At 72.1% G+C, this 13,312-nt stretch carries 12 protein-coding genes and 2 pseudogenes; 3 read left to right on the forward strand and 11 right to left on the reverse strand.

The features are described from left to right. Positions 1–56: 56 nt before the first annotated feature. From ABEB13_RS35660 to ABEB13_RS35680, 5 genes are all read right to left on the reverse strand, one after another. Positions 57–2,717, reverse strand: coding sequence for a SpoIIE family protein phosphatase (locus ABEB13_RS35660; protein WP_345708811.1), 2,661 nt, complete (start codon positions 2,715–2,717; stop codon positions 57–59). Positions 2,718–2,945: 228 nt separating this feature from the next. Beyond that, entirely contained in the window at positions 2,946–3,398 is a 453-nt protein-coding gene (locus ABEB13_RS35665; RefSeq protein ID WP_345708812.1) for a MaoC family dehydratase, read from the reverse strand. A 29-nt stretch (positions 3,399–3,427) separates the two neighbouring features. Continuing rightward, positions 3,428–4,183 (reverse strand): 3-oxoacyl-ACP reductase FabG, encoded by a 756-nt coding sequence (fabG, locus tag ABEB13_RS35670; protein WP_345708813.1) that lies wholly within the window; start codon positions 4,181–4,183, stop codon positions 3,428–3,430. Between the two features lie 38 nt (positions 4,184–4,221). Further along, on the reverse strand, positions 4,222–4,884 hold the full coding sequence (locus tag ABEB13_RS35675) for an HAD family hydrolase (RefSeq protein ID WP_345708814.1): 663 nt from the start codon (positions 4,882–4,884) through the stop codon (positions 4,222–4,224). Beyond that, on the reverse strand, positions 4,881–6,098 hold the full coding sequence (locus ABEB13_RS35680) for an acetyl-CoA C-acetyltransferase (protein WP_345708815.1): 1,218 nt from the start codon (positions 6,096–6,098) through the stop codon (positions 4,881–4,883). The genes ABEB13_RS35675 and ABEB13_RS35680 overlap by 4 nt, the downstream gene beginning before the upstream one ends. Before the next feature lie 215 nt (positions 6,099–6,313). Between ABEB13_RS35680 and ABEB13_RS35685 the strand changes: the two are divergent. Further along, a pseudogene (locus ABEB13_RS35685) lies at positions 6,314–6,442 on the forward strand (hypothetical protein); the annotation flags it as partial. A gap of 40 nt (positions 6,443–6,482) precedes the next feature. Here ABEB13_RS35685 and ABEB13_RS35690 read toward each other — a convergent pair. From ABEB13_RS35690 to ABEB13_RS35700, 3 genes are all read right to left on the reverse strand, one after another. Then, complete coding sequence (locus ABEB13_RS35690; protein WP_345708816.1) at positions 6,483–6,977, reverse strand: universal stress protein; 495 nt, start codon at positions 6,975–6,977, stop codon at positions 6,483–6,485. 376 nt (positions 6,978–7,353) lie between these two features. Then, positions 7,354–7,617 (reverse strand): hypothetical protein, encoded by a 264-nt coding sequence (locus ABEB13_RS35695; protein ID WP_345708817.1) that lies wholly within the window; start codon positions 7,615–7,617, stop codon positions 7,354–7,356. Then, positions 7,614–8,522 carry a hypothetical protein gene (locus ABEB13_RS35700; RefSeq protein ID WP_345708818.1) on the reverse strand — a complete coding sequence of 303 codons (909 nt, stop codon included), beginning with the start codon at positions 8,520–8,522 and terminating at the stop codon, positions 7,614–7,616. Before ABEB13_RS35700 ends, ABEB13_RS35695 begins: the two co-directional genes overlap by 4 nt. 469 nt (positions 8,523–8,991) lie before the next feature. Between ABEB13_RS35700 and ABEB13_RS35705 the strand changes: the two are divergent. After that, positions 8,992–9,105: pseudogene (locus ABEB13_RS35705) on the forward strand (hypothetical protein); the annotation flags it as partial. A 384-nt stretch (positions 9,106–9,489) separates the two neighbouring features. On the opposite strand, the gene ABEB13_RS35710 reads toward ABEB13_RS35705, so the two are convergent. Together ABEB13_RS35710 and ABEB13_RS35715 are read right to left on the reverse strand one after the other, a co-directional pair. Beyond that, positions 9,490–10,053, reverse strand: a complete 564-nt coding sequence (locus tag ABEB13_RS35710) for an MBL fold metallo-hydrolase (RefSeq protein ID WP_345708819.1) — start codon at positions 10,051–10,053, stop codon at positions 9,490–9,492. Positions 10,054–10,123: 70 nt separating this feature from the next. After that, on the reverse strand, positions 10,124–11,626 hold the full coding sequence (locus ABEB13_RS35715) for an APC family permease (RefSeq protein ID WP_345708820.1): 1,503 nt from the start codon (positions 11,624–11,626) through the stop codon (positions 10,124–10,126). 184 nt (positions 11,627–11,810) lie between these two features. On the opposite strand from ABEB13_RS35715, the gene ABEB13_RS35720 reads away from it, so the two are divergent. Next, positions 11,811–12,527: a TetR/AcrR family transcriptional regulator gene (locus ABEB13_RS35720; RefSeq protein WP_345708821.1), complete on the forward strand. Its 717-nt coding sequence runs from the start codon at positions 11,811–11,813 to the stop codon at positions 12,525–12,527. A 57-nt stretch (positions 12,528–12,584) separates the two neighbouring features. Here the strand turns inward: ABEB13_RS35720 and ABEB13_RS35725 are convergent, their stop codons facing one another. After that, a complete protein-coding gene (locus ABEB13_RS35725) occupies positions 12,585–13,247 on the reverse strand; it encodes a LysE family translocator (RefSeq protein WP_345708822.1) in 663 nt (220 codons plus the stop codon). Positions 13,248–13,312: the final 65 nt, after the last annotated feature.

Genomic DNA, 13,312 nt, shown 5'->3' on the forward strand with positions numbered 1-13,312 from the left:
CTTTGACGCGCCATCGACAATATTCCTCGTGCCCGACGCGCGGGGGCGGCGACGTGTCACTCGGGCCGGTACTCGGTGAGGAGCAGCGCGATGTCGTCCGAACGGTGCCGGGAGCGCAGGGCCTTCCGCAGGAGTTGATCGGCGAGTTCGTCGAGGCTCCCGGCGCGGGCGTGGGCCAGGGAGGCCCGCAGGTCGTCGATGCCCAGGTCGATGTCGCTGCCGCGCTCCTCGACGAGGCCGTCGGTGTAGAGGGCGATGATCGAGCCGGGAGCGAGGTCCAGCCGGGTCTCCGGGTAGCTGCTGGCGCCGTCGACGCCGAGGAGGGGGCCGCCCGCCAGCTCCAGGACCTCGGTGCTGCCGTCGGGACGGCGCACCAGCGGCGGGCAGTGCCCGGCGCGGACGGCGTGGACGCGACCGGTGCGCGGTTCGATGCGGAGGTAGCAGCAGCTGGCGAGCATCCCGGGGTCGAGGTCGACGAGAAGCCGGTTGGTCCCGCTCAGGACGGCGCCGGCCGAGTGGCCAGCCGTGACGAAGGCCCGTACGGCGCTGCGCAGTTGACCCATGATCCCGGCGGCGGCGACGCTGTGGCCCTCGACGTCACCGACCACCAGGGCCACACCGCCCTCGGTGGGGATCACGTCGTACCAGTCGCCGCCGATGTTCATCCCGCTGGTGCCCGGCAGGTACCGACCGGTGGTGCCGATGCCGGGCAGGACGGGCAGACGGTGCGGCAGGAGTGCGTTCTGCAGGCCGTGGGCGAGGGCGGACTTCTCGTCGTAGAGGCGGGCGCGTTCGAGTGCCTGGGCGATCAGCCCGCTCAGCGCGGTCAGGATGCCGCGGTCCCTGGTGGTGAAGTGGTGGAGCTCGTCGAAGCCGAGGATGCAGGTGCCGACGGGACGGTTGGAGGCGATCAACGGCAGGTAGGCCCAGGCCCCGACGCCGTCCATGGACAGGGCCGGGTGGGGCCCGGTCGGATCCTGCCGGGACTCGACGAACCGGGGAGTGCTCGAGGTCGGCACCTCCGTCCCCGGCAGAGGGGTGTCGAGCGGCCTGCCTTCCAGCCAGTGCAGGAACCGGTCGTGGTGGCCGGTGTGGAAGAGCAGCTGCAGGCGGCCTTCGTCGATCACGTAGATGGCCAGGTGCTGGCCGCCGAAGGCCGGCATGAGCTGGTCGCCGACGACCTCGCACACCTCGTCCACGGTGACCGCCTCGGTCAGCGCACTGCCCAGCTGCAGCACGCGGTGGATGGCGCCCAGCCGCGCGGGCGCCGCCCGGGCCGTCGGCAGGCCGGGCGTGGGGTCTCCGGGCGTGGGGTGTCCGGGTCCGGAACCGGGCGGATCGCCGGTCGACTCCCTGGATTCCGCCGCTGCCCCGGAGCCTGCCGACGGTGAGTGCGGCGGCCCGGACGGCGTCACCGCGCCGGTCACGCCGTTCGTGTCCGGGTGGAGGGAGAAGGCGAGCCACCGGTCCGGCGGCCGGCGGACCAGAAAGGCGGTCGGCTGCTGCGCAACCATCGCGGCGCGGTGCCGGTCCTCGTGGACGGGGTCGGACAGCCAGGGCACGACCTCCCACAGGCGGCGGCCGAGCAGCTCCCGGACGCGCACCCCGAGCAGCTGCTCCAGGCTGTGATTGGCGTAGGTGACCCGCCCGTCCGGGGCGAGGGAGAAGAGCCCGTCCCGGAGCCGTTCCACCGCGGTCACGGCCGCCGCGCCCGCTGCGCCGTCGAGCACGCAGCCGACGAGGTGACGGCGGACCGCTGCCCCGGGGGCCTCCGGTACGCGGCCCCACAGCTCGACGGTGCGGTACCCGTCGGCGGCGCGGACGCGCAGTCGGCGGGCGAGCACCCGGCCGTCCGTGACGGCCGCGCGGGCCGTGGCCCGGAGCGAGATCCGGTCGCCGGGGTGGAGCCGGGAGGCCAGCGTGTCCGCCCGTCCGTCGAAGGCGTCGGGCCTGAGGCCGAAGATCGCGCACAGCTCGTCGTCGGCGACCACGGTCCCGGTGTCGAGCTGCCAGTCGAACAGGCCGACCCGTACCGCCGGCGCGGTGGGAACGGGGACCTCGACGGGCACCGTCGTGGCGTCGTAGGCGAAGGAGTCCCCGCGGGCCCGGAGGTCGGCGAGGGCGGTGCCGAGCCGGTTGGCGATGGCCCGCAGGTGGCGGAGCTGGGCCCTGGACAGCCCGGCGTGCCCGGGCGGTGCCGACCACACCACCGTCAGTGCCCCCAGGCTCTCCGGGCCGGCCCTCACCGGGACCGATGCCGAGCCGAACGCGTACGGCAGGGCCACCGCGAGCTGCGGATAGCGTCGCATCGTCTCTTCGGCGTCGGCCAGATGGACCGTCCGCCCCGACCGGTAGGCCGCCGCGACCGGAATGGGGCTGTTGACCGGGATGAGCCGCCAGCCGCCGAGCAGGGCGGGCGATGCACCGCAGGTCGCCGCCAGCACGATCGAACGGTTGTCCCGCGATCGGAGGAAGACGCTCCCGACATGGCCGCCGGTCTCCCCGACGGCCTTGACGACGGCCGCCACCAGGGCGTCCTCGCGCTCCGCCGGCACCCCCTCGGTCGCCCTGGGGCCGGCCGGCCCGGACGCGGGCGCCCGGGACCCGGCGGCTTCGACCGGAGGGCCCGCACCGGTCGCGGCGCCCGTGCCCGGGTGGCCGGCCGTGTCGTTCCCGACGTGCGGCCGCACCGGCTCCACCGGGTCGCGCCGATCCATGCCTCCCGATCTACGTCCGGGCGAGGGCGTTGTCAAGGCGGCGCGGGGAGGGCCCACGTGCTCGGGGGCGGCGCGGAGACGTCCGGCGGGCCCGGAGGACCGGCACGTCCCGGGCCCTCGCCCTCGGCAAGGACCCCAGCGTCACGGGCCGGACGCACCCCGTGACGGTGGTCGGCCGCACCGCAGGCGACGGCCGGGCGGGCACCGGTCGGCCGTGGAGGCGGTGGATCAGGGCACCAGGACGCTGACGGCCTCGACCACGCAGGCCGGCTTCTCGCCGCCCTCCCGGGCGATGGTCACCCTCGCCGTCGCGTGGTGGCCACCGCCACCCGGCACGACCGACAGCAGTTCCACCCCGGCGCGCACCTTGGAGTCCACCGGGACGGGCGAGGGGAAGCGGAGCTTGTCGGCGCCGTAGTTGACGCCCATGGTCAGCCCTTCGACCCGGTACACCTGCCAGACCAGCATCGGCACCAGCGACAGGGTCAGATAGCCGTGCGCGATCGTGCAGCCGAACGGGCCGTGCGCCGCCTTCGCCGGGTCGACGTGGATCCACTGACGGTCACCGGTCGCCTCGGCGAAGGTGTCGATCTGCCGCTGGGTCACGGTGTGCCAGTCCGAGTACCCGAGGTGGGTGCCGACGGCCTGCGCCAGCTCCTCGACGCCCTGGAAGATCCTCATGTGCGCTCTCCTCTTCTCTTTCTCTCTGCTCAGTCCTGCGGTCCGCCGGCGACGTAGAGGACCTGGCCCGAGACGAACCCGGCGCCCTCGCCGGCGAAGAACGAGACCGCGTGCGCGATGTCCTCGGGCCTGCCGGTACGGGCCACCGGGATCCGGCTCGCCGCGGCCGCCTTGAACTCGTCGAATCCGATGCCCATCCGCCGCGCGGTCTCGGCCGTCATCTCGGTCTCGATGAAGCCCGGGGCGATCGCGTTGGCGGTGATGCCGAACTTCCCGAGCTCGATGGCGAGCGTCTTGGTGAACCCCTGGATCCCGGCCTTGGCCGCCGCGTAGTTGGCCTGACCGCGGTTGCCCAGGGCAGAGGTGCTCGAAAGGTTCACGATCCGGCCCCGGCCGGCCTTGGCCATGTACCCCTGGACGGCACGGGTCATGAGGAACGAGCCGCGCAGGTGCACGTCCATGACGGAGTCCCAGTCGTCGACGGTCATCCTGAACAGCAGGTTGTCGCGGGTGATGCCGGCGTTGTTGACCAGCACGGTGGGATCGCCCAGCTCCTGGGCGATCCGGTCCACGGCGTTCCGCACGTCCTGCTCGTCCGCCACGTTGGCGCCGACGGCCAGGGCCCGGCCGCCGGCGGTCCCGATCTCCTCGACGACGGGCTTGCAGGCCGCCTCGTCCAGGTCGACGACGGCGACGGCGAAGCCGTCCGCGGCGAGCCGCCTGGCGACGGCGGCGCCGATGCCGCGGGCCGCACCTGTGACGACGGCGGTGGGAGTGGTGTTCATGGGCAGGCAACTCCTCGTTGAGGTCTTGGTGTGGGCGATCAGATCCGGGGCGGGGCCGGGCGCCGCCGGGACAGTCCGGGGATCAGGTCGACGAGCGCGGCGCGGGTGGTGTCGGCGTCGATGTGCCGCAGGGCCCGCATGCCGACCGCCCGGGCTCCGAGGACGTTCGGCTCCGCGTCGTCGATGAACAGCACCCGGTCGGCCGGCAGGCCGAGCCGTTCCAGGGTGAGCAGGTAGATCGGGGCCAGCGGCTTGCGCAGACCGACTTCGCCGGAGATCACGACGGGATCGAAGAGCGGGTCGATCCGCTCGCGCGGGTAGGTGTTGCCCCAGCTGTTGGACAGCAGCGCCACCCGGATCCCGAGCCCACGCAGCTCGGCCGCCAGCTCGAACATCGCCGGGTCGGGCCGCATCCCGGCGAACAGGCGCGCGAGGACGCCGACCGGGTCCACCGTTGTGCCGTCGACCGTGCGCAGTTCGGCGGCGAGCAGTGCGTCGAACTCCTCGACCGTCAGCCCACCGGTCTCCAGCCGGTGGATCGGCGTTCCCTCCTCGGCGTCCCGGGACAGCCAGGCCTTGAGCGTCCGGGAGAACGACTCCGGCTCGATGCCGTCGGCCTCCTGCCATGCCGCGATCGAGTGCCGGACCTGGCCGGTGAGGACGCCGCCGTAGTCGAAGGCCACGGCCTCCACGGTGGTCACGAGAGGCGCTCCAGCACCATCGCCATGCCCTGGCCGCCGCCGACGCACATGGTCTCCAGTCCGAACTGCTTGTCGTGCCACTGCAGTGCGTTGATGAGGGTGCTGGTGATCCGGGCGCCGGTCATGCCGAACGGGTGGCCGACGGCGATCGCGCCGCCGTTGACGTTGAGCCTCTCCTCCGGCACGCCGAGGTCGCGCGCGGACGGGATGACCTGGGCGGCGAACGCCTCGTTGATCTCGACCAGGTCGATGTCGCCGATGGTCAGGCCGGCGCGCGCGAGCGCCTGCTTCGAGGCCTCGACCGGCCCCAGGCCCATGATCTCGGGGGAGAGTCCCGAGACGCCCGTGCTGACGATGCGGGCCAGCGGGGTGATGCCGAGTTCCGCGGCCCGGGTGTCCGACATGATGACGAGCGCGGCGGCGCCGTCGTTCAGTGGGCAGCAGTTGCCTGCGGTGACGGTGCCGTCCGGCCGGAACACGGGCCGCAGTTGGGAGACGGCTTCGAGCGTCACCCCGGCACGCGGACCGTCGTCCATGGTCACCCGGCTGCCGTCGGGCAGGGTCACCGGGGTGATGTCGCGCTCCCAGAAGCCGTCGATGATCGCCTTCTCGGCGAGGTTCTGGCTGCGCACGCCGAAGGCGTCCTGGTCCGCCCGGCTGACGCCCTTGAGCTGCGCGACGTTCTCCGCCGTCTGACCCATCGTGATGTACGCGTCCGGCAGCCATCCCCGGGTGCGCGGGTCCTCCCACGTCAGGCCGCCGGCGGCGAACCGCTCGGTGCGGGCCTCCGCCTCGGCGAACGCCGGGTTCCTGGTGCCGGGCAGGCCGTCCGCGTTGCCCTGGGTGTAGCGGCTCACGGTCTCCACGCCGGCGGAGACGAACACGTCGCCCTCGCCCGCCCGGATGGCGTGCAGCGCCATCCGGGTGCTCTGCAGGCTGGACGAGCAGTACCGGTTGACCGTGGTGCCCGGCACCTCGTCCAGCCCTGCGAGGACGGCGACGACCCTGGCCATGTTGAACCCGGACTCACCGGCCGGCTGGCCGCAGCCGAGCACCAGGTCGTCGATCGTCCTCGGGTCGAGCTGGGGCACCTCGGCGAGGGCCGCCCGGAGCATCTGGACGGCGAGGTCGTCCGGGCGCAGGTCCTTCAGCGAGCCCTTGAAGGCCCGGCCGATCGGCGAGCGGGCAGTGGCAACGATGACGGCTTCGGGCATGGCTTTCCCTCCGGCACTTACTAAGCGCTTGCTTAGCGCGCTCCTCAGGCTGCAGCAGGACGACACGGGCGTCAACAGGTCCGACTCGGCAGGGCGGTGTGGACCACGTCACACGCCGGCCCGCGCGCCGCGGTCCTGCGGCCGGTCGTCGGGAGGGCTCTTCGTGCGTGCGCAGCCGGGCGGCCGATCCGCCGCGGATTCGGTCGACTGTGCTGGTGCGCCGGTCGGTTCACGGTCAGGAGCGGAGTGTCCTCGGTGCGGACTGCTCTGGCCGGCAGGGCTGCCACGCGACCACCACGCGCGACCTCTCCGCAGCCGCCGGGATGAGCTCGGCGGCGCTCCACGTCCACTTCCCGGAAGGGCCGGGGGCCCCGGGGCTGCGGCTCAGGAGGGTGCGGTGTCGTGCTCCGCCGGGACGACGACGACCGGCAGGCGGGCGTGGTGGACGACCTCGGTACTGGTCGACCCGAGGGCGAGGCGCCCCCAGGCGCCCGATCCCCGGGAGCCGACCACGAGCAGGGCGGCGTCCTTGCCGGCTTCGAGGAGGACCTGCGCCGGACGGCCGGGTTCGCAGACGATCTCCACCTCCACGGGCGGTCCGCCGAGCTCTTCCTGCAGTTCCTCGACGGAGTCCGCCACGGCCTGGGCCATGAGATCGCGCTGCTGCGGGACGGGGCCGCCGTCCGGGCCGGAGGAGACCGTCCATGCGAACCCGGACTGCCGGGCGGGGGTGTACTCGTACGCGCAGACGGCCCGCAGGCCGGTGGCCCGCAGTCGGGCCTCGCGGAGCGCGAAGGTCACGGCCTGCCGGGCCTGGGGCGAACCGTCCGTCCCGACCACGACCGGGCCGGAGGAGTGGGGGGCGGCAGGATCGGCCATGGGTGACCTCCAAGGATTCGACGGACGTGGAGTCCCGCGGGGCGTCGCGGCCCGTACCGCGGTCCGGCCGGCCGGCTGTCGCCGGGTGCACCTCTCAGCCTGCCCCCGTCCGTCCGCGGCCACCATCGCAGCCGTGCACCGTGCCCGCTCGGACCCGAAGGGTGACCGGAGGCTGTCCGGGCGACTCCGGGCCGTTACGGGCGCACGCGGAAGTGGGCACCTGCGGGCGCTCGTGCTGGGCCGGATGACCCCGGAGGGGGCGGAGGTGGTGTGGAATGCCGGTGCCGCCGATTTCCGCCGGGGCGGGTGTTGCGGCCTGCGACCCCGTCGATCGGCGGTGGATCTCTGGCGCTTCACAGCGGCACCGACGGCCGGATCAGCTCTCGGCGTTTCCTGCCAGAGACTCGTCGGGTGCACGGCTCGTGCCCATGCGGTCGGTCGCCGGCGAGCTTGGATCGATCACCCCCACCGAGCGATCTTCCGACCCAGGATGAGTGCCGCTTCTCAGTTCGTCCCGAACCTGCCTCCAGGTGCGGATGATCTGTGGCACCTTCGCCAGCACCTCGTTGATCTGTGTCAGGAGGAGCGTCAAGCAGCCGAACGCGGCGAGGATGACCAGGGTTGCTCTGTCCCAGTTCACAGCGCGCCCTCCGCGGTGTGTCGAAACGGAGCGCGCAGGCCGGACAAGCGGAGGACCGCGAGACCGAGCCTGACGTCGATGTGGTCATCGACCGTATGCGCGACGGCCCCGGGAATGCCGACCGGCGCACTGGTCAGTGAGGCTGCCACATCGTCGCTGTAGGGGAAGCCGTTCCATCGGAGCGTCCATCGGTGGCCGGACCCGCTGAGTTGCTTCTCGTACCTGTCCACATCTCCGTTGTTGGTCCAGCCTGGGCGATCGAGGGGGTCGGAGAACCAGTTGCCGATCGCCCAACGACCGTGTGGATCCCTGGCCGAGAGACGGCAGACGAGGCCACCCAGCAGCTGTGCTGCCTCGTCGCTGATTTCGGGCCCTTGCTCCAACTGCGAGTGCTCGGCCTCGGAGAGAGGCGTGTCGTCGGAGAGGAAGTCCCATCGGGGTGAACGGCGCGGCGATCCGCTCCAACGTCCCGAACGGTTTCCGGTGATGACGAGCCTGGCACCCGAGGGCTGATGGCGTGCCAGATATGTGCGCGCGCCGCGACACTCCGCGAGTCGTAGCCCAGGCAGCCCTGTGACTCCGTCCAGCCTCGGCAAGAGGTACGGGGCCACATTGTGAGGTACGTCGGTGATGAGCACGAGCTGGTCGAACTGCGCAGAGACGATGATGTCGTATGCAACAAGAGTGTGCAGCCCCCAAGCGGCACTCCCACCATGGGGTTGCCAGCGCCCCGCCCGGTTGAAGAGCCCGAGTGCCAGCAGGGCTCGGAGGCTGCGCTGCTCCCGCGAGCAGGTGTCGACTCCGAGGGTCCCGTCACGGGGCACCGCAGCGAGAGCGGCCTGCCTGGGTTCGCTCAAGAACTGCATGCGGGTGCGGGCCGGCGCCTTGTCAGTGCTTCTGGGCATGTCAGTACCTCGTGCCCCCGGCTGGCACCTCAGGTCACACACCTCGTGAACCACTGTTGTGGACGCGCGGAGTTGGGCGAACCACGCCCATGTACAGCATCCTCGGGTGCCGGGCCCGTGGGAATGTGCCGTCCACCGACTCTCCGCGAGCCGGACGCACCGATGCTATACCCGGTCGAGTGCCGTAGCGGTGCAGGCCGTCGGTGGACGGCCGGTGGCTGGGGGCACATCCGGAGCGCAACAGGCAGGGTCGTTGCGCCCCGTGCGCCCCGTGCGATGTATTGCACCGTGATCTCGGGCTGCCTGACCGGCGGGATGAGGAGTCGTTGCGCAGGGTGCCTTTGGCGATGTTCCACTTCACGACGGGGAACAGGGCCGATTTCCACGGCGCGATCCTGCAGGCTTTCCGCGCAGCCAACGCGCCTCTGGAGCGATCAACGACGACCTGCAGCACGCGTTGGAGAAGCTGATGCAGTGGCAGCTGCTCGACGTCGTCCAGAACCACGCGGAGAACTACCGTACTGCCGATGAGTACGATCGCCGGAGCCTTCAGTACTCGCCGACCCGGCGCGGAGAGGCTGCGTTCGCCGGGGTCGAGCAGGCCCTGTCGGTGCTCGCCTCGACGGGCGCGCTCGTCCCCGTCATGGCCAAGACCGGCGCCGCACCGTGGCGCATGACGGCCGAGGATCACCGGGCTGCAGGCTCCCGGATCCTTGGTGCCCCCGATCCGGGGCGGCTCATCCCCGCACTGTGGGATCCGGACCTTGCTGGTGCTCATGGCGGGCCTGCGGATCGCCGTGGTCGAGGATGTGGTCGCCGACGTTCTCCTGGACGACCTGGACTGCGCGTCGGCACGCTGGTCGGCCGGTGCCCCGAACCGGTCCGGTGGCGACCGGTGGCCGCGGCGTTCGGATGGTCCGTCCGCCCGCGGAGCCGCTCGGTGGGCTCCGCGGGCGGCGGGCCCCGCTCAGACCGGGGTGCGGTCGTCGGGGGCGAAGGGCCGGCCGTGGCCGGGGATGATCAGGGAGGGGCGCAGGTCCAGGACGGCGCGGCGGGAGTGCGTGAGGAGGTCGGGATCGGCGGCGAACGGGTCCTCCGCCGGGCCTTCGGCGTGCCACCAGAGGTGGGTGAGGACGACCAGTCCGTCGTCGGTGCGGACGAGGGTGCTGATGTCCTCGGCGGAGTGGCCGGGGGTGCGGCGGAGCTGGATGTGCTCGCTGATCCGGAAGCCGTCGGCGTCGCGGTCCTGCCAGACGTCGTCCTGGTAGACGGCCATGTGGTCGTGGAAGCGGGCGCGGGGGAACAGGGCGGCGTTCAGGGTGTGGTCGGGGTGGTGGTGGCTGAAGACGACGTCGGTGACCCGGTCCGGGTCGAGGCCCTCCGCGTGGAGGGGCCGGAGGATCAGCCGGCGGTCGGCGACCATGCCGGGGTCCACCACGACGGACGTGTCGCCGTCGCGCAGCAGGGTGACGGTGCTCGCGACACGGTCGTCGGCGTAGCCGGCGGTCAGGACGTGGACGGTGGCGGCCACGGTGGTCTCCTCGGTACGGGGGAGCGCGTCGGCTCCCCGACGGTGCTGGTGGGGACGGTCGGACCAGGCCTCAGGCCGTGGCGTCCATCGGCAGGGCGATGGTGTCGGCATCGGTGCCACGACCGGTGGTGAAATAGGCGGAGCGGCGGCGCCACTTGGCCACGGCTGCGGCGACCAGACCGCTGAGGACGATCAGCGAGGGGATCGTCAGCATGAACCAGCCATTGTCCGGCGTCGCCTCGAAGTGGTCGCTCATGGTGGCGTACTGGTAGGCCAGGTAGATCCCGAGTCCGAACAGCACCAGGGCGCTAAGCGCCGGGAGGACGACGGCGCGGAGCGCCTCCAGCGGACCTTCGCGCAGCGCGCCGCGGAACCGTACGGCGCAGGCGAGTGCGGTGAGGCCGTAGTAGAGGGCGACGATCAGGCCGATCGAGTTGACGGCGGTCAGGATCATCAGGTTGATCTTCGGGATGCCGACCGCGAGGACGGCCACGGCCGCGGACAGGGCCATGATCACGATCGTGCCGGCCGCGGGTGAGCCGTAGCGGGGGTGGATCCTCGTCCACAGGCGTCCGAGGGTCTGGTCGCGACCCATGGCCAGCGTGCCGCGCGCGGTGGGGATGACGCTGGACTGGAGCGAGGCGAACGCGGAGCACATGAGCGCGGCGAGCGGGAGCGACGCCCACGGCTCCGGGGAGAGCTTGGCGCCGAGGAACGTCAGCGCCTGCGGGCCCTGGGCGATGAGTTCGTCGGCGCTCATCACCCGCTGGAAGGCGATGGCGGCGAACACGAGCAGGCCGAGCATGGCCAGCAGGGCGATGAGCCCTCCGCGGGAGGCGTCGGAGGCGTTCTTCGTCTCCTCGTTCACGGTGAAGGCCGCGTCCCAGCCCCAGAAGACGAACACCGCCAGGACGAGTCCCTGGGCCAGGGAGTGGAAGGAGCCGATCGCGAACGGGTTGAGCCAGTTCCACGAGAACGGCTGGTCGCCGGTGGTGAGCGCCCACGTGCAGAACACCAGCAGCACGGTGTACTCGAACCCGAGCAGCACCCACTGCAGCCGTGTCGCGGAGCGGACCCCGGTCACCGCGGTGACGGTCACCGTCACCAGGGCCGCCAACCCGACCACCGTGCTCACCCCGGTGGAGCCGGGATCGAGGGCGATGCCGAACAGGTTGTGCAGGTGGGCCTTGCCGGCGAACTGGAGGATCACCGAACCGGTGATGGCGCTGGTGTAGGCCATGAACACCACGTTCGCGACCAGCACCACCCAGCCGGTCAGGAAGCCGGGCCATGCGCCGACCGATCGGCCGACCCAGGTGTAGCCGTTGCCGCAGTTCGGCTCGGTCCGGTTCAACCGCGCGTAGGACAGCGCGATCCCGAGGATCGGCAGGAACGCGACGATCAGCAGCGCCGGGGTCTGGCGCCCCGCGTACACGGCCAGTGCGCCCATGCCGATGCCGATGCTGGTGGTCGCGGCCGTGCTGGACGCCGCGATCGCCATGCCGTCCCGCACGCCCAGCGTGCGGCGCATGGCCGCGCTGGGTGGTCCGGTCTCGGGGATGACAGCAGCCATGGCGTGCTCTCCTTCTCGTGGGGGACGACTCGTTGCACCCCCGGCGGGTCCGCTCCGGGGGCGAGCGGTGAACGAGGGGGTGTGCGCCGATGAAACAACCACGCCATACTTACGTCAATACGTTGTCATAAAGGCGGGGTCGGCTGCCACGGCAGGAGGGCCACCGCGGGACAAGGAGGCCGGCGTGTCCGGAACACAGCGCATCCCCGTCGAGCGCAAGCGGCGCCGCACCACACGGACCGGGAGCGTGCTGAGCGAGGACCTGATCGTGTCGGCGGCCCTCGAACTCGTCGAAGCACCGGGCGGCAATGCCCTCACGGTGCGTCGCCTGGGCGCCGAGCTGGGCTGCGACCCCTCGACGGTCTACCGCTACTTCGCCGACGTCGACGCCCTGCTGCTCGCCGTGGCGGACCGGCTGATCGGTGACTCCCTCGACGGCTTCACCGCGGACGAGGACTGGATCGCCTCACTGCGGGACTTCGCGGTACGCGTGCACCGATCGGTCCTGCGCCACCCGCGTCTGGCCGCCGTCCGCGCATCCCGGGTGACCGGCGGGCCCGGCGAGTGCCGCGCGGTGGACACCGGCATCGGAATCCTGCTGCGGGGCGGCTTCGCCCCGGCCGAATCGGTGCGCCTCTACCGCACCTTCATCGACACCGTTCTTGCCCACGCCGCCCTGGACGCAGCCGTCCGCGACCTCAGCGATCAGCAGCGGCACCAGCAGAGCCGCGTCTGGCACAGTGCCCAGGACGCCCTGCCCGCCGAGTCGTACCCGAACCTGCACACCGTCCGGGAGCATCTGCCCGAGATGGCCGGCTCCGCCTTCCCCGATGTCCTCGAACTGCTCCTGGCCCAGTTCGAGGCCAGTCGGCGCAAGAGCGGCGCCGACACCGGGCCGTGACGGCCGCCGCCGGGCAGGGACGGCCGTCCCGGGCCGTCGGGGCGGCCCGGGACGGCGTCAGGCGGCGACCGCCTCGGCCCGGTCCGAGGCGATGCGCAGGGCGAGACCCGCGAGGACGGTGCCCATGGCGTAGCGCTGGATCCGGAGCCACCCGGGGCGGCGGGCCAGGAACGACGCGATGGTGCCCGCGCTCATCGCGATCAGGCCGTTGACGGTGACGGCGACCGCGATCTGGGTCAGGCCCAGGACGAGGCTCTGCGCCGCGACGTGGCCGCGAGCCGGGACGACGAACTGCGGCAGCAGGGAGACGTACATGACGGCGATCTTCGGATTGAGCAGGCAGGTCAGGAGGCCCATGGTGACGAGCCTGCGGGGCGGATCCGGCGGCAGGTCCTGCGGCGCGAAGACGGCGGTGCCACCCGGCTTGACGGCCTGCCAGGCGAGTCGGAGCAGGTAGGCCGCGCCGGCGAGCTTGATCGCGGTGTAGAGGAGCGGTACGACGGCGAACACCGCGGCGATCCCCGCGGTCACGGCGCCGAGGTAGACCAGGAATCCCATGGCCACACCGCTGAGGGACAGCAGGCCCGCGCGGCGGCCCTGCACGATCGAGCGGGAGACCAGGTAGATCATGTTCGGCCCGGGCGTGAGCACCATGCCCGTTGCCACGGCGGCCATTCCGAGCACGCCGTGCACGTCGACGGCGGATGTGAGTGCGTCCATGACGGGAGGCTAGGGGCGGGTGCACGGTCGGTGCAATGATGACTTTGCACTCGGTGCAATGAGGG

The organism is Kitasatospora paranensis (assembly GCF_039544005.1).
In the GTDB taxonomy this organism is placed as follows: domain Bacteria; phylum Actinomycetota; class Actinomycetes; order Streptomycetales; family Streptomycetaceae; genus Kitasatospora; species Kitasatospora paranensis.

Excerpts from the sequence above, each read along its gene's own strand:
- ABEB13_RS35660 (WP_345708811.1), bottom strand. The coding sequence starts at position 2,717 with ATGGATCGGCGCGACCCGGTGGAGCCGGTGCGGCCGCACGTCGGGAAC.
- ABEB13_RS35665 (WP_345708812.1), bottom strand. The coding sequence starts at position 3,398 with ATGAGGATCTTCCAGGGCGTCGAGGAGCTGGCGCAGGCCGTCGGCACC.
- fabG (WP_345708813.1), bottom strand. The coding sequence starts at position 4,183 with ATGAACACCACTCCCACCGCCGTCGTCACAGGTGCGGCCCGCGGCATC.
- ABEB13_RS35680 (WP_345708815.1), bottom strand. The coding sequence starts at position 6,098 with ATGCCCGAAGCCGTCATCGTTGCCACTGCCCGCTCGCCGATCGGCCGG.
- ABEB13_RS35690 (WP_345708816.1), bottom strand. The coding sequence starts at position 6,977 with ATGGCCGATCCTGCCGCCCCCCACTCCTCCGGCCCGGTCGTGGTCGGG.
- ABEB13_RS35700 (WP_345708818.1), bottom strand. The coding sequence starts at position 8,522 with ATGCCCAGAAGCACTGACAAGGCGCCGGCCCGCACCCGCATGCAGTTC.
- ABEB13_RS35715 (WP_345708820.1), bottom strand. The coding sequence starts at position 11,626 with ATGGCTGCTGTCATCCCCGAGACCGGACCACCCAGCGCGGCCATGCGC.
- ABEB13_RS35725 (WP_345708822.1), bottom strand. The coding sequence starts at position 13,247 with ATGGACGCACTCACATCCGCCGTCGACGTGCACGGCGTGCTCGGAATG.